This window comes from Hydrogenoanaerobacterium saccharovorans, assembly GCF_003814745.1.
Classification (GTDB): domain Bacteria; phylum Bacillota; class Clostridia; order Oscillospirales; family Ruminococcaceae; genus Hydrogenoanaerobacterium; species Hydrogenoanaerobacterium saccharovorans.
In genome coordinates this window covers 1,480,786-1,501,473 of sequence record NZ_RKRD01000001.1, presented here as the reverse complement: position 1 = coordinate 1,501,473, position 20,688 = coordinate 1,480,786, and the positions used below count along the sequence as shown (strand labels likewise).

Here is a 20,688-nt window from a genome sequence, read left to right as displayed (position 1 = left end):
CAGGAGGTAAAAATGTTTCACACAATTCCATCTAAATCGGTTACTATTGGGGGCATTACCATTGGCGGGGGTGCCCCCATTGCCATTCAGTCTATGCTCAATGTACCCGCCGCCGATATTGAAGGCAATGTATCGCAGGCAATTGCCTTAGAAAAGGCAGGTTGTCAAATTCTGCGCGTTGCTATTCCTAATAACGATGCAATTGCGCTCATTCCTGCCATCAAGCAAAAAATATCCATCCCTTTGGTTGCCGATATCCATTTTGACTATCGTTTGGCGTTGGAGTCGGTTGCGGCAGGAATTGATAAGATACGTATCAACCCCGGTAATATTGGTGATGATAGCCGAGTCAAGCAAGTGGCAGATGCCTGCAGGGCAAAGAATATCCCTATTCGTATTGGTGTAAACAGTGGCTCTGTAGAAAAAGAAATTCTTGCAAAATATGGTTCGCCAACGGTAGAAGCACTTCTCGAGAGTGCACAATACCATATTCAGCTGCTGCAAAAGTACGATTTTGATGATATTGTTGTTTCTATTAAAGCAAGCGATGTGCAAAAGATGATTGCTGTTTATCGCGCAATGGCACAGCTTTATGCTTACCCGCTGCACCTTGGTGTTACCGAGGCAGGCACCGAACGTATGGGGCTTATAAAATCTGCTATCGGTATCGGCAGCTTGCTGTGCGACGGCATCGGAGATACCATTCGTGTATCTCTTACTGCCGACCCTATAAAAGAAATTGCTGCTGCACAAGATATTCTGCGCAGTTTAGGGATGTATCACAAAGGGGTCCGGTTTATCTCTTGCCCCACATGCGGGCGTACAAGTATCAACCTTATTGGGCTTGCAAATCGTGTAGAAGAGGCGCTTGCAGGCTGTGATAAAGATATTTCTGTAGCCATCATGGGTTGTATCGTTAACGGCCCGGGCGAAGCACGTGAAGCCGATATCGGTATCGCCGGCGGTGTAGGAGAGGGTCTGTTGTTTAAAAAAGGAAAAGTGCTGCGTAAAATCCCGGAGGCAGAAATTATTGATGAACTTCTTCGCGAAATCGAAAAGATGTAGTACTATTGCACAAGCTTCGCTTGCAGCCGTGTTTCATACGGCTCATGAAAAATATTTTATATTTCTCATTGCAAATTAGAATAAAAATATTGGCAGGTGATTAAATGCAGGAAAAAAGTTTTCAAGATATCTTTGGCAAATTCGCACCCAAGAACGCCCCGCAAGCGATGCTTGAGGCGAAGATTTCTGGCATTGTGATCGATAAAGATTCACGTAGGATGACGCTTGATCTGCACCCTGCAGAAATAGTGGACAAGGATATCATTTTTTCGATTGAATCTAAAATAAAATCAGCTTATCAATTAAGCGATGTACATATTACAACGAAGTATCCTCGCGAATTTCTTCACGGAGGATACCTCACAAACATAAAAAAATATTTGCGCCATCACAATACAGTTGTAAACGGCTTTTTAAACGATGCAACTGCTTCTTTGGATGAAGAAAATGTTTTTCATATTAATTTGACACATGGCGGTGCCGAATTGCTAACCCAATTTGGCTGTGACCTTAAAACTCGCGAACTTTTAAGAGAAGAATTCGGCGTGGATTGTACGGTTTGCTTTACCGGAAACACCGAAATTACCGATTACACTGAAAGCTTTAACGAAGCTGTCAAACGTGATTTGGAGCAAATCCGCAGTAATGAAGGTGTTTTTACTGCAGAAACAACTCCCGATTTAACACCGAAGTCTAATGTAAAATCAAATGAACCCGTAAAGCCAAAATCCGCAGGGAAACGTACTGCAAATGATACTCTGCCCTACGATAAATCCACCCTTAAGGCAGTAGTTGGCAAACCCGTAAAGCAAAACCCAACACCGCTTGCTGAACTGAGCCAAGATAGCAGCCGTGTTACTGTTTGGGGCGATATTTTTCAGATAGACAGCCGAGAAACCCGTGCGGGTGACCGTATCATTATGTCTGTATACTTTACCGATTATACAAGCTCTAATATGCTGAAGATTATAGTAGAAAAAGAAAAATCTAAACCATACGAGAGCCTTGCTAAAGGCATGACCATCCTTGTAAACGGAGAAATGTCCTACGATAAATACGATCGCGAATACTCCATACGTCCTCGTGACATTAGCGTGGTATCAAAATACCAATACACCGATGAAGCCGAACAAAAACGAGTAGAACTGCACTGCCACACCAATATGTCCTCAATGGATGGTATTGCCAGTGCAACCGATTTAATCAACCGTGCTGCCAAATGGGGGCATAAAGCCATCGCAATTACAGACCACGGTGTGGTACAGGCATATCCCGAGGTTGCGGCAGCTGTTTCTAAAATTAATAAAAACGGCGGCGATTTTAAAGCTTTGTACGGTGTTGAGGCTTATTTTGTCAACGATATGATTCCTATTGTTGCGGGTAAAGCAAATTCACGTTTTGACGAAACAGTTATTGTATTTGACCTTGAAACAACAGGTTTATCCGCAGCTACCGAGCGTATTACCGAAATTGGTGCGGTAAAACTATGTAAAGGCAAAATACTTGACACATTTAACACTTTGGTAAATCCACAAAAGCCCATATCAGATAAAATTACTGCAATTACAGGAATTACCGATGATATGGTAAAGGATGCCCCTTTCGAAAAAGAAGCACTTCAGATGTTCTATGATTTTTGCGGAGATAATAAAGCCGTGCTGGTCGCACACAATGCTCCATTCGATACCGGTTTTGTAAAAGCGGCAGCACATCGCTGTGATATGCCGTATCATTTTTCACATATCGATACGGTGCCCATTTGCCGCTCGTTGTTCCCCAATATTAAAAACCATAAGCTCGATACGGTGGCGAATCATCTGAAACTGCCTCCGTTTAATCACCACCGTGCATGCGATGATGCAAAGGTGCTTGCCGATATTTTTAACCACCTCATTGAAATTCTTGAAAAAGAAAAAAATATACATACGATCGGTCAAATCAATACCGCGTTGTCTGGTACCGATTATAAAAAGGCGATGTCATATCACCAGATAATCCTTGTAAAAAACGCAACGGGGCTTAAAAATCTGTATAAGTTGGTGTCTTTTGCTCACATCAACTACTTTTTCAAAAAGCCGCGTATCCCTAAAAGTGAATTGATTAAATACCGCGAAGGTCTTATTATCGGCAGTGCGTGTGAGGCGGGCGAGCTATTTCATGCTGTCATCAACGGCAAAAGTTGGGGAGAGCTTTGTGATATTGCGCGCTTTTATGATTTCTTGGAGATTCAGCCCTTGGCAAACAACGAGTTTCTCATCCGTAACGGTACCGCAAAAGACCATGAGGAGCTTAAAAAGTATAATAAAACCATTGTTAAACTAGGCGAAACACTAAACATTCCCGTAGTGGCAACTTGTGACGTTCATATCCTTGATCAATCGGACAACATATTCCGTCAAATTTTAATGGCAGGGCAGGGCTTTCAGGATACAGATCTGCAATCCCCGCTTTATCTTCGTACTACTACCGAAATGCTTGAGGAGTTCTCTTATTTAGGTGCAGAAAAAGCATTTGAAGTGGTGGTTACCAACACCAACAAAATTGCAGACCAAATTGACGCAGGTATAAAACCCATACCGGGTGGCACCTTCACCCCCACGATTGATGGCTGTGAGGAGGATTTGCAAAATATCACCTGGACAAAAGCAAAACAGATATACGGCGAGCAGGTCCCCGAAATAGTATCAAATCGGTTGGAACGCGAGCTGGGCTCTATTATTAAGCACGGGTTTGCGGTATTGTATATCATTGCGCAAAAGTTGGTGTGGAAGTCTGAAAGCGAAGGTTACCTCGTGGGCTCGCGTGGTTCGGTCGGCTCATCGTTTGTTGCAACCATGGCGGGTATTTCAGAAGTAAACCCGTTGCCGCCGCATTATGTCTGCCCAAATTGCAAACACAGCGAGTTTATTACCGACGGTTCTGTCGGCTCTGGTTTTGATTTGCCACCGAAAAATTGTACCGAATGCGGAACCCCCTACAACCGAGACGGCCACGATATTCCGTTTGAAACTTTCCTCGGTTTCGACGGCGATAAAGCACCTGATATCGACCTTAACTTTTCGGGAGAATATCAGTCTCGTGCTCACCGTTATACCGAAGAACTGTTTGGTACTTCTCATGTATTTAAGGCAGGTACCATCGCTACAGTTGCAGATAAAACCGCATACGGTTATGTGAAAAAATATCTCGATGAAAAAGACCGTATCGTTCACAAAGCCGAAGAACAGCGTTTGGTCAATGGATGTACGGGCATCAAACGAACTACCGGTCAGCATCCGGGTGGCATGGTGGTTGTGCCCAACGATTACGAAGTGTACGATTTTACACCAATTCAGCATCCTGCGGATTCGGCAGATTCAGGCGTTCTCACAACGCACTTCGACTTCCATTCATTGCATGACACCATCCTTAAGCTGGATGAACTGGGGCATGATGTTCCCACGCTTTACAAACATTTAGAAGACCTCACCGGGATTAAGGTAATGGATGTTTCAATGAGTGATGAAAAAGTCATGAGCCTGTTCACTTCACCCAATGCATTAGGAGTTACCGCAGAAGAAATCGACTGCAATACCGGCACGCTTGGTATTCCTGAGATGGGGACACCGTTTGTACGCGGCATGCTGGAAGATGCACAGCCAAAATATTTTTCAGATCTGCTGCAAATTTCGGGGCTATCTCATGGTACCGACGTATGGCTCGGTAATGCGCAGGAACTTATCAAGAACGGCACTTGTACCATTTCCAACGTAATCGGTACGCGTGACAGTATTATGACCTATCTTCTGCACAAAGGGCTTAAACCCAAAAGTGCATTTAAGATTATGGAGATTACGCGAAAGGGTAAGGCACCTCAACTTCTTACAGAAGAATATATCAGCGAGATGAAAGAACATGGCGTACCCCAGTGGTATATCGACAGCTGTATGAAGATTAAGTACATGTTCCCTAAAGCACATGCTGCGGCGTATGTTATTGGTGCAATTCGGCTTTGTTGGTACAAAGTGTATCGTCCGGTAGAGTTCTATGCTGCAATGTTTACCGTACGCGGTGGAGATTTCGATGCAGAATCGGCAATTCGCGGGCATGGTGCGGTTAAGATGAAGATGTCCGAGCTTAAAATGAAGGGCAACGAGCGCACTACAAAAGAGGACGACCAGTACAATACGCTGCAAATTGTCAACGAAATGATGGCGCGTGGTATAGAATTTCTGCCTATCGATCTTTTCAAATCCACAGGCACCCGCTATACGGTAGAAGATGGTAAAATACGTTTGCCGTTTTGTTCGCTCAAAGGCTTGGGCGAATCGGCTGCCAAAGCATTGCAAGAAGCAGGCAAACAAGGGCCGTACCTCTCGAAGGAAGAAGTTGGTTCACGCGCCGGCGTGGGCAAGGCTGTTCTTGAACTGCTTGACTCGGTGGGTACGCTTGTCGGCTTGCCGGACAGCAGCCAAATGTCGCTGTTTTGATATTAAATATGAAGTAGGGAAATTATTTTTATGGAACAACTACAATTTCTCCCCTTTGATAAATCGATGCTTCAAGAATGCGTCGATTTATATCAGCAGGTTTTTTCGAAAGAACCATGGTTCGATTGCGACGAACGGTCGGATGTGGAATCTTATTTCATCAATTTTTACAACCTCAATAAATTTGCAGGGTATGTGTTAAAAAGAGATGATAAAATAATTGCACTTTCGCTTGGATTCTTAAAACCATGGATTAAGGGCGAAGAGTATTATATCGACCAGTTTTGTGTCGATTATAGTTGCCAAGGCAAAGGAATCGGGTCGTTTTTGTTAAATAGTATTAAAAATGACTTAGCCCAAAAGAATATCCACGCTATGATGTTAAACACAGAAAAAGATTATCCATCATACCAATTTTATATAAAAAACGGCTTTTTGTGCTTTCAAGATATTCGTGTGTTAGGTTGCGAATTTTAAATTTACAACAACATAACATGATTATGCTTATTTAGGGATGTTGACGGTTTTACTTTATTGTGGTATCATACTAAAGTAAAAGTGCTATTAAAAAACGAGGTGTATTTATGATAAGCATAACGAAAGCAGACGGAAAAGCAGAGTTTAAACTCATTCATCTTCTGCGCAGCAGAAGTACCGAAGTGGATAAACGTGTAACCTCGGCAGTTACCGAAATTATTGAAAATATAAAGGCGCATGGCGACCAGGCTGTACGCGATTATACTGTAAAGTTTGACGGGCAATGTCCCGACGTATTCGAGGTTTCACGCGAAGAGATCAACGACGCGCTTACCGATGCTGACCCCGTTTTTGTAGATGCACTGCTGAATGCGCAGGCAAATATCGCCGAGTTCCACACCCGCCAAAAGCAACAGAGCTTTATGGATGCAAAACCCAACGGCGTAATCATGGGGCAGCGTATTCGCGGGCTCAAACGTGTTGGTCTTTATGTTCCCGGCGGTACAGCCGCTTATCCCTCCTCTGTGCTTATGAACGCAGTACCTGCTAAAATTGCGGGGGTAGAGGAATTGATTATGGTAACTCCACCTATGAAAAACGGCAAAGCCAACCCCGATATCCTTACTGCTGCCGCAATTGCAGGGGTGGATCGTATTTTTTTAGTGGGTGGCGCTCAGGCAATTGCCGCTTTGGCATTCGGTACGGCGAGTATCCCAAAGGTCGACAAAATTGTCGGCCCGGGCAACATCTATGTGGCAACGGCAAAAAAACAGCTATACGGTACCGTTGATATTGATATGATTGCAGGCCCCAGCGAAATTTTGATTCTGGCAGACAGTACCGCAAATCCAAAATTTCTTGCTGCCGATATGATGAGTCAAGCAGAACATGATAAGCTGGCATCGGCTATTTTACTTACCACCGAAGAATCCATAGCACAACAAACGATTACCGAACTGAATTTACAAGTTGCAACACTTGCGCGCAAAGAGATTATTTTGGAGTCGCTCAAAAATTTTGGTGCAGTTATCGTCTGCCGCAGCACAGATGAAATGGTTGACCTTGCTAATTTGCTCGCTCCCGAGCATTTAGAGGTTATGCTCGAAAACCCCATGGAGTACGTGGGCAAACTCGATAACGCAGGCTCAGTATTTCTCGGAAAATATTCGCCCGAGCCACTTGGCGATTATTATGCAGGGCCAAACCATGTTCTGCCTACCAGCGGGACGGCGCGTTTTTTCTCGCCGCTTTCTGTGGACAGTTTTATCAAAAAAACCAGTTTTATCTACTACACCGAAGATGCTTTGCGAGATGCCCACGATGATATTGTGCACATTGCAAGCAAAGAGGGGCTTACAGCACATGCAAACTCTATACAGGTTCGGTTCTAAAATCTACGTAAAGAAAGGGGTATTTCATGTCCTATCAACTCAACGATAAACTTGCTTCGCTGGTACCATATCAGCCCATCAGCGGCGAATATAAAATTCGTTTGGATGCAAATGAGAGCTATCTTAATTTAGCGGATGTTTTTGCAGAACGCTTTGCAAATGTTGTTGCGAACCTTGATTTTAACCGATACCCCGACCCATATGCAGTAAAGCTTTGCAAGATATTTGCAGAACGTTATTCGCTGAGCCCCGATTTTATTACGGCAAGCAACGGATCAGATGAGATTATCGGGGTAATCGTTGCTTCTTTTTTAAAAAAAGGCGAAACAATGCTTACTCTTGCACCCGATTTTTCGATGTATGGTTTTTATGGTGAAATGTATGAGTGTAAAGTTGAAACGCTTAACAAAGAGGATGACCTCACGATAAACGCGGATACGGTACTGCAAACCCTTAAAAATACCAAAGCACGTCTATTTATTTTTTCTAATCCCTGTAACCCCACGTCGCTGGGTTTGAGCCGAGAAGATGTGCTTAAAATTATACAGGGAACCGATGCTCTGGTGGTTGTAGACGAAGCTTATATGGATTTTTGGGATCAAAGCATCTTAAATACTGCAAGCGAATACGATAACGTGATTGTTCTCAAAACCTGTTCGAAGGCGATGGGGGCGGCGGCAATCCGCCTTGGTTTTGCAATTGCAAACAAAACCCTTACCAATGCAATGAGTGCGGCAAAATCGCCTTATAACGTAAATGCGCTTACACAGGCGGTAGGAGAAGTAATTTTATCCGATAAAACATTGCTACAACGTCAGGTAAAAGATATTCTGAATTCAAAAAATGCGTTGCAAGCTTCTCTTTGTGCCATGGCGAAAGAAAAATCAGATATTATAAAGGTGTACAATAGCTGTACAAACTTTATTTTCATTAAGATGGTTGATGCAAAATCAGTTTACGCTGCACTGCTTAAAAAATCTATTGCGGTGCGGTGTATGGGGCAATATCTGCGCATTACAGCCGGCAGTGATGAAGAAAACAAAGAATTGCTCAAAGAACTCAACCATATTTTACAGTAGGGGGTGCATAGCGTATGAGAACAGCAGAGATTACAAGAACCACGCGCGAAACCGACATCACTTTGTATCTAAACCTTGATGGAACAGGAAGGGCAGACATTAACACAGGCATCGGTTTTTACAACCATATGCTCACTGCATTTGCCGTTCATTCAGGTTTTGACCTTACAGTAAAGGCAAAAGGTGACCTTGAGGTAGATTGCCACCACACCATTGAGGATGTTGGAATTGTACTTGGGCAAGCATTTGCTAAAGCCATTGACCGCAGTACGATTGTACGTTTTGGCAGCTTTTCAGTGCCTATGGACGAGGCGTTGGCAGAATGTTCTCTTGATATCTCGGGCAGACCTTACCTCGTATTCAATGCACATTTTAACGCCCCTTTAATCGGACAATACGATACTTCGATGACAGAACACTTTTTCCTATCTTTTGCAAACAATTCAGGCATTACTTTGCACATCAATGTACCTTATGGGCGCGATGACCACCATAAGGCAGAGGCAATTTACAAAGCAGTTGCACATAGCCTAAAAATTGCTGTACAGAAAAGTAATAATGGCGGTGTACTGTCTTCTAAAGGTGTTTTGTAAATACAAAAACAGCAGTTCCTAAATAAAAGGGCTGCTGTTTTTTATATGATGTTATATGATTTTTCCGTTCATAAAATCTTCTGCGAACCAAACTTTTTCTACATAAAATTCTTTCCCGTTTAAATACCCCAAATGTCCTGCATCGGTTATAAAATTGAAAATCAGTTTATGCGAATATAAGGCCTGATATTTATAGTTTGTCCCTTTATTATCCCGCGCAAATCCGTATTTTGTATCCCCCAGCAGCGGATGCCCGATAAATGCAAAATGCGCACGAATTTGATGTGTACGGCCTGTGAGCAAATCTACTTCAATCAATGAAAATCTTGGGTTTTCTGCAAGTACGCGGTACTTGGTACGAATGATTTTATTTTCCGGTGTTTTATATTTGGTGACCGTTACCTTATTCTCTGTGCTGTCTTTGGCAAGGTAAGCTTCTAAGGTAGCACTTTTCTTCTCAAGTGTTCCATGAATGACTGCAAGATATCGCTTAGTCAGTTCGCGGTCTTTGATTTTTTGGTTGAGCACGCGCAGAGTGGCAGCATTTTTTGCCGCAATAACAATTCCGCCTGTATTTCGGTCGATCCGATTGCACAATGCAGGTGCAAAAGAATGCTCTTCGTCTGGGTTGTACTCACCCTTATCAAATAAATAGTGCTGAATGCGGTTGATGAGGGTATCTGCCTGTCCGCTTTCATCCTCATGTACCACCAAACCGGGTTTTTTGTTCACTAATAAAATATTTTTATCCTCATAAACAATGTCCAGCGTAGTAGGTGCAAGTTTAAATTCACATTGCAGCGCTACATCGCTGAAAAACTCATCGTTGATGTACATATCAAGTACATCACCTTCATTTAGGTGGGTGGATATTTCACATCTTTTACGATTGAGTTTAATACGCTTTAGCCGAATATATTTATATAACAGCGGCTGGGGCAGGCGCGGTAATGCCTTTGTAATAAATTTATCTACACGTTGCCCTGCGTCATTCGAATTAATTATAAAACTGCGCATGAATGCCTCCCATAGATTGTAGTTTCAATACATTTTGTGCTAAAATTAGTATAACACGAAAATAATGATGATAAAAGACATTAATCTTTACTTCATCATGTATTTAAAGTATAATCTTAAACAATGTCATAAAAAGGAGAATGGTATGGATAATCCTCATGCAGGGCATCGTAAAAGACTGCGCGAACGCTTTATCCAAAACGGATTAGAGCATTTTCAAAAGCATAATATTTTGGAGCTTCTTCTGTTCAACACCATTCCTCGCCAAGATACCAACGAGCTTGCCCATAGGCTGATTGATGAATTCGGTTCGCTTTCGGGTGTATTTGATGCGTCGATTGAACAATTGATGAAGGTAAAGGGGATAGGTGAAAATTCAGCAGTGCTGATTAAGCTCATTCCCGCCATAGGTAAGGTGTATCTTGATGATAAAAACACAATCGGAACGATTCTCAAAACCACCAGCGAAAGCGGAAATTTTTTGCTACCCAAATTTATTGGCGAAACCAGCGAGCTCGTTTACCTGCTCTGCCTGGATAATAAAAATAAAGTTTTGGGCTGCCCGCTTATTTGCCGTGGTGATATAGTCAGCGCTAATTTTACTCCGCGCAGAGTGGTGGAAGCTGCCCTAAAATACGGTGCTACCTCAGTTATCCTATCCCATAACCATCCGCGTGGTTTTGCCCTGCCGTCAAATGATGATATTAACACTACAGAACAGCTTTACGAAACATTAAGGCGCGTAAATATTAAGCTGCTAGATCATATTATTGTAGCAGGCGAAGACTTTGTTTCTCTTGCAGACTCTGGCTTTTTTTATAAAAAGCTGTAATTCTAAAGATAATATCCGAAAGGATGTTTTTTCATGGTTGAACTTGAGAAGAAATATTGCATTACCGACAGTACAGCCTTTTATTGGGTAGAAGATTTTTTACGTGCTCAAGAGAATTATGCGGTTACATGTTTGGGCGAACAAATGCAAACAGATACCTACTATGACACACCTTCTGATGAACTGAAAAACGCGAACGTAACTTTGCGTATCCGTAAAAAAGCCAATGGCTCTACGCTGACTATAAAATGCCCTCTGCCCCATAACGGTGATAGTTCCTTCTCTGAGCGTATTGAGATAGAGCACGAGATTGCAAACGACGCCTTACAAGAACATAAGGAGTTTTTACAAGAACATTTGGGCTTTTTAAACTTAGAATCTTTTTTTGAGCAACAGCTTATTATAAAAAACAAAAGAAAAACTTTTCTTCTCAAAAGTAAAACTGCAGTTTTAGAGATGGTATTTGATAGAGTAACATATGAAGATGCTGTGGGAAAAACTGCATATGAATGCCAACTGGAGATAGAATTAAAATCTGGCTGTAAAGAAGAATTGCAGCAGCTTTGTGCTGCACTTGAACAGAAAGTTTGCAGCTTAATTCCAACAAAGCAATCGAAATACAACCGCGGAAGGCAACTTCTCTCATAAAGCACACGCTGCTTATAATGTGAAAATTATAAAAAACTGACGTGGTGCTCAATGTTTTTAACTTATAAAATAACGTTTGTCAATATTGTTTTTTCGGTAGTAGGTACATTATTGTCATGCTTTTTTATTTATGTTTCACAAATCATAGCTTTCTACTTTAAAAATGCTTGACATGAGCAGTACTTAAGTTTTAATATATAGCTAGTATTTAGGTGCAATGCGAAGTAGTGTTGTGTCGTATAAAATAATGATGAAACGTGATGAAACGTCTTGATCAAGTTGGTCAGGGCGTTTTTTGCCGTTTTGAAGGTTTTAGGAGGGAAAGTTATGAACATTTTTAACGCTCCAACTAAAATTTACATGGGAGCCCAAGACCTTTCAAGCGTGCTCAAAGGCTCGAAGCGGGTTTTTATTGTAACCGATAGTTTTATGGCTGAGAGCGGAAAAGTAGACTATATTCTCAATCAACTCTATCGCATGGGCTCAGAATTTCATATTTTTTCACGTGTCACCCCCGATCCCGACATTTCAATCATCACAAAAGGCGTTGAAGAAATTACAGAATTTAAACCGGATAGTGTAGTTGCGTTTGGTGGCGGATCTCCTATAGATGCGGCAAAAGCAATTGTGTTTTTTGCAGGCAAGGTTTATGACCTGCGCGACTGCCCTTTTATAGCTATTCCCACTACCAGCGGTACAGGCTCAGAAGTAACCTGTTTTGCAGTCATTTCGGACAAGGAAAAGCAAATCAAATATCCGCTGCTGGACGATGCACTGCTGCCGGATGCTGCTATACTGGATGCGAACTTAATCTTAAGTGTACCGCCGAATGTTACAGCAGATACCGGTATTGATGTGCTTACCCACGCAATTGAAGCTTATCTTTCTACCGCAGCTACCGATTTTTCAGATGCCGTTGCGGAAAAATCAATCAAACTTGTACAAAAGCATTTATTAACCGCTTATAACGAGCCCGATAATTTTGAGGCGAGGCAGGGGATGCACAACGCATCCTGCTTAGCGGGTATGGCTTTCAGCAACGCTTCATTGGGGTTAAACCATAGTATGGCTCATGCGTTGGGGGCTCAGGCAAAACTGCCGCATGGCAGAGCAAACGCAATATTACTGCCTTATGTTATGAGTTTTAATGCGGGATGTACGGCTGATGCTCTTACCCCTTCTGCAGTGCGTTATGCAGAAATTGCACGTATTTTAGGTATGGAGGCAAAAAGCACCAGACAAAGTGCATTGAACTTAATTCATACGGTTCGCAGGTTTGTAAAAAAACTCCATTTGCCTTCTACCATTGAAGCGGCGGGAGTTTCGGCCGAAGAGTTTGAAAAGATCGTGCATTCTATGGCAGAAAGTGCTCTATCCGATCGCTGCACAGCAACCAATCCGGTAGAATGCTCAGTAGAGAGCATCGAAAAAGTGTATCGAAAAGCATTTTTAGGAAAATTACCATAAAGCTTGACAGCTGAGCACCAAAGTGATAACATAAACAATATAATGAACTTTTAAATGATTATTTTGTACAATGTGCTAAGCAAATTGATGTGGCACATGTCATGTATTACAAATATAAGGAGCTAATAGCGTAAAAGAGCGATGGAGCTCCCAAGATAATCGGTATCTTGGGGGCTTTTATAATATCAAATCCCTATCTAAAGCGGGAAGGAGCTGTACGCTTTGTTTGAAGTTGAAGAAAAACAGCGTATTATACAGGAGTTTGTACCGGGCAAGCAGGTGACTTTAGCACATCTTATTGCAAACCCCGATAACGATTTACATAAAAAACTAGGGCTGACAGAATCAAAAGGTGCCATTGGTATTTTAACAATTACGCCAAGTGAGGCGGCAATTATAGCAGCGGATGTTGCAACCAAAGCAGCGGACGTCAGTATCGGATTTGTTGACCGATTCAGTGGTTCGCTTGTTATTACAGGTGATGTCGCAGCGGTGGAAGCTGCACTAAAAGCTGTTTTGGAAGTTTTGGGCGGTCAGCTCATGTTTTCCAAAGCACCCATTACAAAAACTTAAGGAAGTATTATGAAAAAAGTAATGCTAGTAGGCAAAATTTCGGCAGGTAAAACAACGTTGTGCCAGTATCTAAACAACCAGACACTGGCGTATCATAAAACCCAAACCATTCAGGTAATCGGCGATAATATGATAGATACACCGGGCGAGTATCTCGAGCGTAGAAATTACTATCGCGCGTTGATTGTTACTTCGGTGGAGGCGGAAGTTATTATGCTTGTACAAGATGCAACCGATGATTCTAACATGTTTGCGCCGCAATTTTCTACTATGTTTGCCAAACCTGTGATTGGGGTTGTAACAAAATGCGATAAAGCACAGCCCGATCAAATTAAGCGGGCAGAAGAATTTTTAAAGTTGGCAGGTGCTGCCCCTATCTTTGTTACCAGCAGTGTAACGGGGGAAGGCTGTGACGAATTATACGCTTATTTAAACATATGAGGTGGTGAGCAAATGGAGGATGCTGCAAGAAAAATACGAGTCATCATTGCAGATGATGAGCCAATTACCAGAATGGATTTAAAAGAAATTTTAGAAGCAGAGCAATATCAAGTAGTTGGCGAGGCAGCCGATGGCTTTGATGTTGTGGAGTTGTGTAAGCAGCTGCATCCTGACTTGGTGCTTATGGATATTAAAATGCCTTTGTTGGACGGGCTTTCTGCGGCTCATATTATTTTTTACGAAAATTTGGCAGATACCGTCATCTTGCTTACAGCATATAGCGAACGTGTATTTATTGATGAGGCAAAATCAGTCGGGGTTTCGGGTTATCTGGTAAAACCCATAGATGAGAAATCGCTCATTCCCAGTATCGAACTTTCGGTAGCACGAAGCAAAGAAATTAAAAAGCTGAAAAAAGATATTGCAAAAGTATCCGAACGGTTGGAGAACAGGGGAATTATTGAAAAAGCAAAAGGAAAAATTATGGAGCAGCATAATATGACCGAACAAGATGCTTACGACTATATAAGAAATTTAAGCTTAACAAAAAACCTCTCTATGCGGCGAGTTGCTGAGTTTGTCTTGTTAAAAAACTAAGAATGGGGCAGGGCAGCGGTGGATATTATAACGAGTTTGTGTAAAAAATACACCGATTTAAGCGAAGAAGAAATTGATATCATCAAGGGTATGACTTTTTGCTTGCAGCCTTTGGCTAATTTAGAGGATGCAGATATCTTTGTGGACTGTCCCGCTCGCGACGGAGATGCCATTGTGGTTGCCGAGGCAAAACCGCAGGGAGTACCATCCTCCTATAAAAAAAGTGTTGTGGGTTTGCTGGCAAAGCAAGAAAATGAGCCCGCAGTTGCACGTACATTTCGCTTAGGTGTTGCAACAAAACAGATGAAAGCCGTCACTCAAGAGAGTACAAATGTAATTCAATCGGTGGAACCTATCAAAAACAAAGATCGGGTTATCGGCGTACTTATCCGTGAAAAACGTGTAGATGATGAACGTGACGTGGGGGAACGTATCCATTTTTCTCAGCAAGGCTACGAAAAGTTTGCAGATGCGCTTTCTCGTATGGTGGAGGAAGATGGCTGGCTCACCGAATATATAGATGAAGCACTCATTATGGTTAATTATAAAGGAATTGTTTCATTCCGTAACACATTGGCGAAAGACCTTTATAAAGAGCTTGGGTATGTTGATGATATTTTAGGGATGCCGTATGAAAATGTTGTTCTCCACGGTTCAGAACTTAACAGCAGTGATAAGGACAGCAACTATTCTGCGGTGGAAGTAAGTATCGGCAAGCACTATTTAAACGTAAAGCAAATTTCATTAAAGAAAAACGACATCAGTTTTGCCGTTGTTATTCGCGATATGACTCCGATACGAGAGAAAGAAAAAGAACTGATTTTAAAATCTGTAGCAATTAAAGAGATGCACCATAGGGTTAAAAATAATCTGCAAACGATAGCAAGCCTTTTAAGGCTGCAAGTTCGCCGCAGCGGTAACGAAGAAACAAAAATGGTGTTGGGCGAAAGTATGAACCGAATATTATCTATCGCTACCACACACGAGCTTTTAGCACAAGGTGGTGTAGATCAGGTAAAAATCGGCGAAGTTATCGTCAATATCAAAAATAACACGGTGCGGTATTTTGCTAGTCCTCACTTTAATATCACTATCTCACTGGAAGGTGACGACTTCCATGTAGATTCCGATATAGCAACTTCTGTTGCTCTTATTATCAATGAATTGCTTCAAAATTCTCTTCAATATGCTTTTCAGGAAAAAGAAACAGGCACTGTTCGAATTATAGTCACCCATGGGGAGCTGTATTCTCAAATAGAGGTGATTGATAACGGCAGCGGCTTTGACGTTGAGAATGTAAAGCAGAACCGTTTGGGACTTAGCATTGTTTCTACACTGGTAAAAGATAAACTCAGAGGAAATTTTACCATTGAGTCCTCATCAGAGGGTACCATCGTAACTTTCAATTTTAAAAATCAAATAATGAATACACGGTTGGCGTGACGCAGCGCAAACCATATATAACCTGGCGATGAAGCTCGGAAAACAAGGGGTACCCCCTTGTTATTCCGAGCTCTTTTTTTACAGAAAGGTCGGCGATCGTTTTGAGAGAAGTAGTCCTCAGTGCAGGTATTGATATTGGTACTTCAACAACCCAACTCATCTTTAGCAAACTTACCATCGAAAATCTTGCAACCAGTTACACTGTTCCTAGAATAAGCATCGTAGACAAAGAAGTAATTTATCGCAGTGAAATATACTTTACACCTTTGCTCTCACCTACCGAAATAGATGCAGATGCTGTAAAAACCATTGTACGCGCAGAGTATCAAAAAGCAGGAATAAAGCCTTCGGACGTTAAAACAGGAGCGGTTATTATTACCGGAGAAACTGCGCGCAAACATAATGCCAATCAGGTGCTTGAAACATTGAGCGGGCTTGCAGGAGATTTTGTTGTTGCAACAGCCGGCCCCGACCTGGAATCAGTACTGTCGGCACGCGGAGCGGGAGCAGATAAGCTGTCTAAAGAAAAACGAATTACCGTTGCGAATCTCGATGTGGGCGGCGGAACGAGTAATCTGGCGGTATACTCCAAGGGAGTGCTAAAAGGGGTAGCTTGCTTGGATGTAGGCGGCAGGCTAATAAAAGTTGAAAGCGGAAAAATTACATATATATATCATAAAATACAGGAGCTTGCCAAACAAAACGGCATAAAAATTGAAGTAGGTGCAGCAGCCAACACTGCTGAATTACGCAAAATTTGTACTTTGATGGCAGAGTTGCTGGCACAAGCACTGCACCTTTCACCTCCAAGTGAATACTATAACCGAATATTCACAAATGATGGCAAAGAGCTTCCGCTTGATGCACCGATTCAGGCAGTTACTTTTTCAGGCGGGGTAGCAGATTATGTTTATAATCCTGCCGATAGAGACTTATTTAAGTTTGGAGATATCGGCATTATGCTTGGGGAAGAGATACAAAAAAATCCCCATTTTGCAAAAGTGGAATTTCTGCGTGCAGCAGAAACCATCCGTGCAACGGTTGTGGGTGCAGGTACCCATACCACCGAAATCAGCGGCAGCACCATATCCTATGCAAAGGATAAGCTGCCCATTAAAAACATCCCTATATTGAAGGTTTCGCAAGAGGATGAAATGTCGCTGGAGACATTGACATCTTCGATACGAAATCAAATTCCTCTATATATGCCACAGGGAAAGATGGAGCAAGTTGCCATTGCTTTTTCCGGCGAAAATCGCACCAGCTTTACAGAGATTCAATTACTGGCAGCAGCTGTTATTGATGGTGCGCAGGAAGTAATTCGGCACGAGTATCCCATCATTATCATCATTGAAAACGATATTGGTAAAGCGTTGGGTCATGCAATCAATGTTCAGCTAAAACACCAAAAAGATGTTATCTGTATTGATGGCATCCAAACACTCAGCGGCGATTATATCGATATCGGTGCACCAATTGCCGACGGGCGTGTGGTACCTGTCGTAATCAAAACCCTAATTTTTAACACATAAGAAGTTCAACCCGCTCAAAACCAGTCTGACTGTGCTGCGGGGAGGTTTGGTTTTGAGAGACAACAATTTTATCGCTATGCTCTGCATAGTGAGCGAGAGGTGAAAGTATTATGATTCTCAAGACAAAGTTGTTCGGCCACACTTACGAGTTTAAAACCCTTATGGAAGTTATGGCCAAGGCAAACGAGGAAAAATCCGGCGATAAGCTTGCAGGCATCGCTGCATCCTCGGCAGAAGAAAGGGTTGCCGCTAAGGTAGTTCTTTCCCATGTAACTCTCGGAGAGCTTCGCAATACTCCAGCTGTCCCCTATGAGCAGGACGAGGTAACCAGAATCATTCAAGACGCTGTGAACGAAAGAATTCACAACGAGTTTAAGAACATGACGGTTGCTGAATTCCGCGAATGGCTGCTAGACGAAAACACAACGGGTGATATGATTCGAAGAGCGTCCCGCGGTATCACCAGTGAGATTGTAGCAGCAGTTACCAAACTAATGGGTAACCTGGATTTGGTTTACGCAGCAAAGAAAATTAGGGTTTCTGCGCATTGCAACACCACCATCGGGTTACCGGGTACATTTTCCGCACGTTTGCAGCCCAACCACCCCACCGATGACCCGAAAGGCATCCTTGCCTCTACCATGGAAGGTTTCAGCTATGGTGTAGGCGATGCGGTGCTTGGTTTGAACCCGGTTGATGACTCGGTAGAAAGTGTTATGCGCTGCCTAAAAACGTTTGACGAATTTAAAAACAAATGGACAATCCCAACTCAGCAATGTGTACTGGCGCATGTTACCACTCAAATGGAGGCTGTTCGCAAGGGTGCACCTTCCGATTTGATTTTCCAATCAATTGCAGGTTCTCAAAAGGGTAACGAAGCATTCGGGCTTACAGCTTCTATGCTGGACGAGGCAAGAGATCTTATGCTACACGAAGGTACAGCGGTAGGACCAAACGTAATGTACTTTGAAACAGGCCAAGGCTCCGAACTTTCTTCCAACGCTCATAACGGATGTGACCAGTTGGTGATGGAAGCACGTTGCTACGGCTTTGCAAAGCGCTATGAACCGTTCTTGGTGAACACCGTTGTTGGTTTTATCGGCCCCGAATATTTGTACGATAGCAAACAGGTAATTCGCGCAGGCTTAGAAGACCACTTTATGGGCAAACTAACCGGTATTTCTATGGGCTGCGATGCCTGCTACACCAATCATATGAAAGCAGATCAAAACGATATTGAAAATCTCGCCGTTCTCCTTGTGAACGCAGGTTGCAACTATGTTATGGGTATCCCACATGGCGACGACGTCATGCTCAACTACCAGTGCACCGGTTACCACGAAACACCGGCACTCAGAGAACTGCTCGGTTTACGCCCCATCCGCGAATTTGACCAGTGGATGGAAAAAATGGGCTTTTCAAAAGACGGTAAGCTAACCGCTTTAGCGGGCGATGCTTCTGTATTTCTAACAAAGTAGGAGAGGGAGGCGTGAATAATGGATGCTAAAGATTTAAAAAAAATCATTGAACAAGTGCTCAGTGAGATGAATATTACACCGGACGGCGCCGCTGCCACAGTTGTTACCAATAAAGTAACCGCTGCAGCAAAAGGCACTACCATTGAGGACGGTTACCTCGATGATATCACGCAAATTGACCTGAGAAAGCAGTATTTGGTTCCAAACCCTGTTAACGGCGAGGCATATATGGAAATGAAGCAATTCACTCCATCACGTGTTGGCATATGGCGTGCAGGTGCTCGTTATTTAACCAGTACGTATTTGCGTTTTCGTGCTGACCATTCTGCTGCTCAAGATGCCGTTTTTTCAGATGTATCGGAAGAATTCTTAAAAGAAATAGATTTGTTTAGTGTTAAATCACGTTGCGAGAGTAAGGATGGATACATCACCCGTCCTGACCTCGGTAGGCAACTGGATGATGATGCGGTTAAAACAATCAAAGAAAAGTGCAAGATGAAACCTACCGTCCAGATTATGGTTGCAGATGGTTTGAGTTCATCCGCTATCGAAGCAAATGTAAAAGATGTTCTTCCGGCAATCATGCAAGGTCTTAAGAGCTTTGGCATTGATGTAGGTACACCGTTTTTTGTAAAATACGGGCGTGTTGGTGTGATGGACCATGTATCTGAGGTAGTTGGCGCAGAAGTTACCTGCTTACTGGTGGGCGAACGTCCAGGACTCGTTACTGCAGAAAGCATGAGCGCATACATTGTTTACAAGGCAACCGTTGATATGCCAGAGGCACGCAGAACTGTTGTATCCAACATCCACAGGGGCGGTACAATCCCCGTAGAGGCCGGTGCTCATATTGCAGAGATTATTAAAATTATGCTTGAGAAAAAAGCAAGCGGAACCGATTTGAAACTGTAGGTTAAGGGAGGAAAAACACATGAAAAGAGATCCGTTAAAGGCTTCAGTGCTTGCCACCAAGATCATTCCTAACGTTGACCCCGACTTGGCAAAAGAACTGAATCTTGCCCCCGATCAGAAGTCTCTTGGGCTTATTACTTCGGACTGCGATGATGTTACATACACCGCTCTTGACGAGGCAACCAAAGCCGCAGATGTTAAAGTTGTTTATGCAAAAAGCTTTTATGCGGGTGCAGCCAATGCAAATACTAAGCTTGCCGGCGAAATCATCGGCATTCTTGCGGGACCCAACCCTGCAGAAATTAAGAGCGGGTTGGCGGCTTGCGTGGATATGATTGAGAATGTTGCACACTTTGTGAGTGCAAACGATGACGATTCCATCCCCTATTATGCACACTGTATATCAAGAACAGGCTCGTACCTGTCTGCGGGCGCCGGTATTAAAGAGGGCGAAGCACTTGCTTACCTGATTGCTCCCCCGTTGGAAGCAATGTACGGTGTTGATGCCGCACTCAAAGCAGCAGACGTAAGAATGTGTGTATTGTATGCTCCGCCGTCCGAAACAAACTTTGGCGGCGCACTTCTTACCGGCAGCCAATCTGCCTGCAAAGCGGCATGCGAAGCATTTGCTGCAGCAATTGAGTATGTAGCTGAAAATCCGAAAGTTTAGGTAA

The 20,688-nt window shown here is 42.9% G+C and carries 18 protein-coding genes; 17 read left to right on the top strand and 1 reads right to left on the bottom strand.

Annotated elements, in window-relative coordinates:
* The first annotated feature begins 12 nt into the window (after positions 1-12).
* The 6 genes from ispG to hisB all read left to right on the top strand — a co-directional run bounded on the left by ispG (position 13) and on the right by hisB (position 9,074).
* The gene (gene ispG / locus EDD70_RS07025) at positions 13-1,065 is read left to right on the top strand and encodes a flavodoxin-dependent (E)-4-hydroxy-3-methylbut-2-enyl-diphosphate synthase (protein ID WP_092751598.1); all 1,053 of its coding nucleotides are present in this window, start codon (positions 13-15) and stop codon (positions 1,063-1,065) included.
* 104 nt (positions 1,066-1,169) lie between these two features.
* Complete coding sequence (locus EDD70_RS07020; RefSeq protein ID WP_092751600.1) at positions 1,170-5,534, top strand: PolC-type DNA polymerase III; 4,365 nt, start codon at positions 1,170-1,172, stop codon at positions 5,532-5,534.
* A 30-nt stretch (positions 5,535-5,564) separates the two neighbouring features.
* A complete protein-coding gene (locus EDD70_RS07015; protein WP_092751602.1) occupies positions 5,565-6,011 on the top strand; it encodes a GNAT family N-acetyltransferase in 447 nt (148 codons plus the stop codon).
* 107 nt (positions 6,012-6,118) lie between these two features.
* Entirely contained in the window at positions 6,119-7,402 is a 1,284-nt protein-coding gene (hisD, locus tag EDD70_RS07010; RefSeq protein ID WP_092751604.1) for a histidinol dehydrogenase, read from the top strand.
* Positions 7,403-7,428: 26 nt separating this feature from the next.
* Positions 7,429-8,481 (top strand): pyridoxal phosphate-dependent aminotransferase, encoded by a 1,053-nt coding sequence (locus EDD70_RS07005; protein ID WP_092751606.1) that lies wholly within the window; start codon positions 7,429-7,431, stop codon positions 8,479-8,481.
* Positions 8,482-8,495: 14 nt separating this feature from the next.
* Entirely contained in the window at positions 8,496-9,074 is a 579-nt protein-coding gene (gene hisB, locus EDD70_RS07000; protein WP_092751608.1) for an imidazoleglycerol-phosphate dehydratase HisB, read from the top strand.
* Between the two features lie 51 nt (positions 9,075-9,125).
* Here the strand turns inward: hisB and EDD70_RS06995 are convergent, their stop codons facing one another.
* The gene (locus tag EDD70_RS06995) at positions 9,126-10,091 is read right to left on the bottom strand and encodes an RluA family pseudouridine synthase (protein WP_092751610.1); all 966 of its coding nucleotides are present in this window, start codon (positions 10,089-10,091) and stop codon (positions 9,126-9,128) included.
* 145 nt (positions 10,092-10,236) lie between these two features.
* On the opposite strand from EDD70_RS06995, the gene EDD70_RS06990 reads away from it, so the two are divergent.
* From EDD70_RS06990 to eutL, 11 genes are all read left to right on the top strand, one after another.
* Entirely contained in the window at positions 10,237-10,923 is a 687-nt protein-coding gene (locus tag EDD70_RS06990; RefSeq protein ID WP_092751612.1) for a JAB domain-containing protein, read from the top strand.
* Between the two features lie 33 nt (positions 10,924-10,956).
* Positions 10,957-11,571 carry a CYTH domain-containing protein gene (locus EDD70_RS06985; RefSeq protein ID WP_092751614.1) on the top strand — a complete coding sequence of 205 codons (615 nt, stop codon included), beginning with the start codon at positions 10,957-10,959 and terminating at the stop codon, positions 11,569-11,571.
* A gap of 327 nt (positions 11,572-11,898) precedes the next feature.
* Positions 11,899-13,038: a 1-propanol dehydrogenase PduQ gene (locus EDD70_RS06980; protein WP_092751616.1), complete on the top strand. Its 1,140-nt coding sequence runs from the start codon at positions 11,899-11,901 to the stop codon at positions 13,036-13,038.
* A gap of 222 nt (positions 13,039-13,260) precedes the next feature.
* Positions 13,261-13,611, top strand: coding sequence for an ethanolamine utilization microcompartment protein EutS (gene eutS, locus EDD70_RS06975; protein ID WP_092751618.1), 351 nt, complete (start codon positions 13,261-13,263; stop codon positions 13,609-13,611).
* Positions 13,612-13,620: 9 nt separating this feature from the next.
* Entirely contained in the window at positions 13,621-14,052 is a 432-nt protein-coding gene (locus tag EDD70_RS06970) for a EutP/PduV family microcompartment system protein (RefSeq protein WP_092751620.1), read from the top strand.
* 12 nt (positions 14,053-14,064) lie between these two features.
* The gene (locus EDD70_RS06965) at positions 14,065-14,649 is read left to right on the top strand and encodes an ANTAR domain-containing response regulator (RefSeq protein ID WP_092751622.1); all 585 of its coding nucleotides are present in this window, start codon (positions 14,065-14,067) and stop codon (positions 14,647-14,649) included.
* 18 nt (positions 14,650-14,667) lie between these two features.
* The gene (locus tag EDD70_RS06960; RefSeq protein WP_092751624.1) at positions 14,668-16,092 is read left to right on the top strand and encodes a sensor histidine kinase; all 1,425 of its coding nucleotides are present in this window, start codon (positions 14,668-14,670) and stop codon (positions 16,090-16,092) included.
* A gap of 101 nt (positions 16,093-16,193) precedes the next feature.
* On the top strand, positions 16,194-17,624 hold the full coding sequence (eutA, locus tag EDD70_RS06955; RefSeq protein ID WP_092751626.1) for an ethanolamine ammonia-lyase reactivating factor EutA: 1,431 nt from the start codon (positions 16,194-16,196) through the stop codon (positions 17,622-17,624).
* Between the two features lie 110 nt (positions 17,625-17,734).
* A complete protein-coding gene (locus EDD70_RS06950; RefSeq protein WP_092751628.1) occupies positions 17,735-19,102 on the top strand; it encodes an ethanolamine ammonia-lyase subunit EutB in 1,368 nt (455 codons plus the stop codon).
* Positions 19,103-19,120: 18 nt separating this feature from the next.
* The gene (eutC, locus tag EDD70_RS06945) at positions 19,121-20,014 is read left to right on the top strand and encodes an ethanolamine ammonia-lyase subunit EutC (protein WP_092751630.1); all 894 of its coding nucleotides are present in this window, start codon (positions 19,121-19,123) and stop codon (positions 20,012-20,014) included.
* Positions 20,015-20,033: 19 nt separating this feature from the next.
* A complete protein-coding gene (gene eutL / locus EDD70_RS06940) occupies positions 20,034-20,684 on the top strand; it encodes an ethanolamine utilization microcompartment protein EutL (protein ID WP_092751632.1) in 651 nt (216 codons plus the stop codon).
* Positions 20,685-20,688 lie beyond the last annotated feature (4 nt).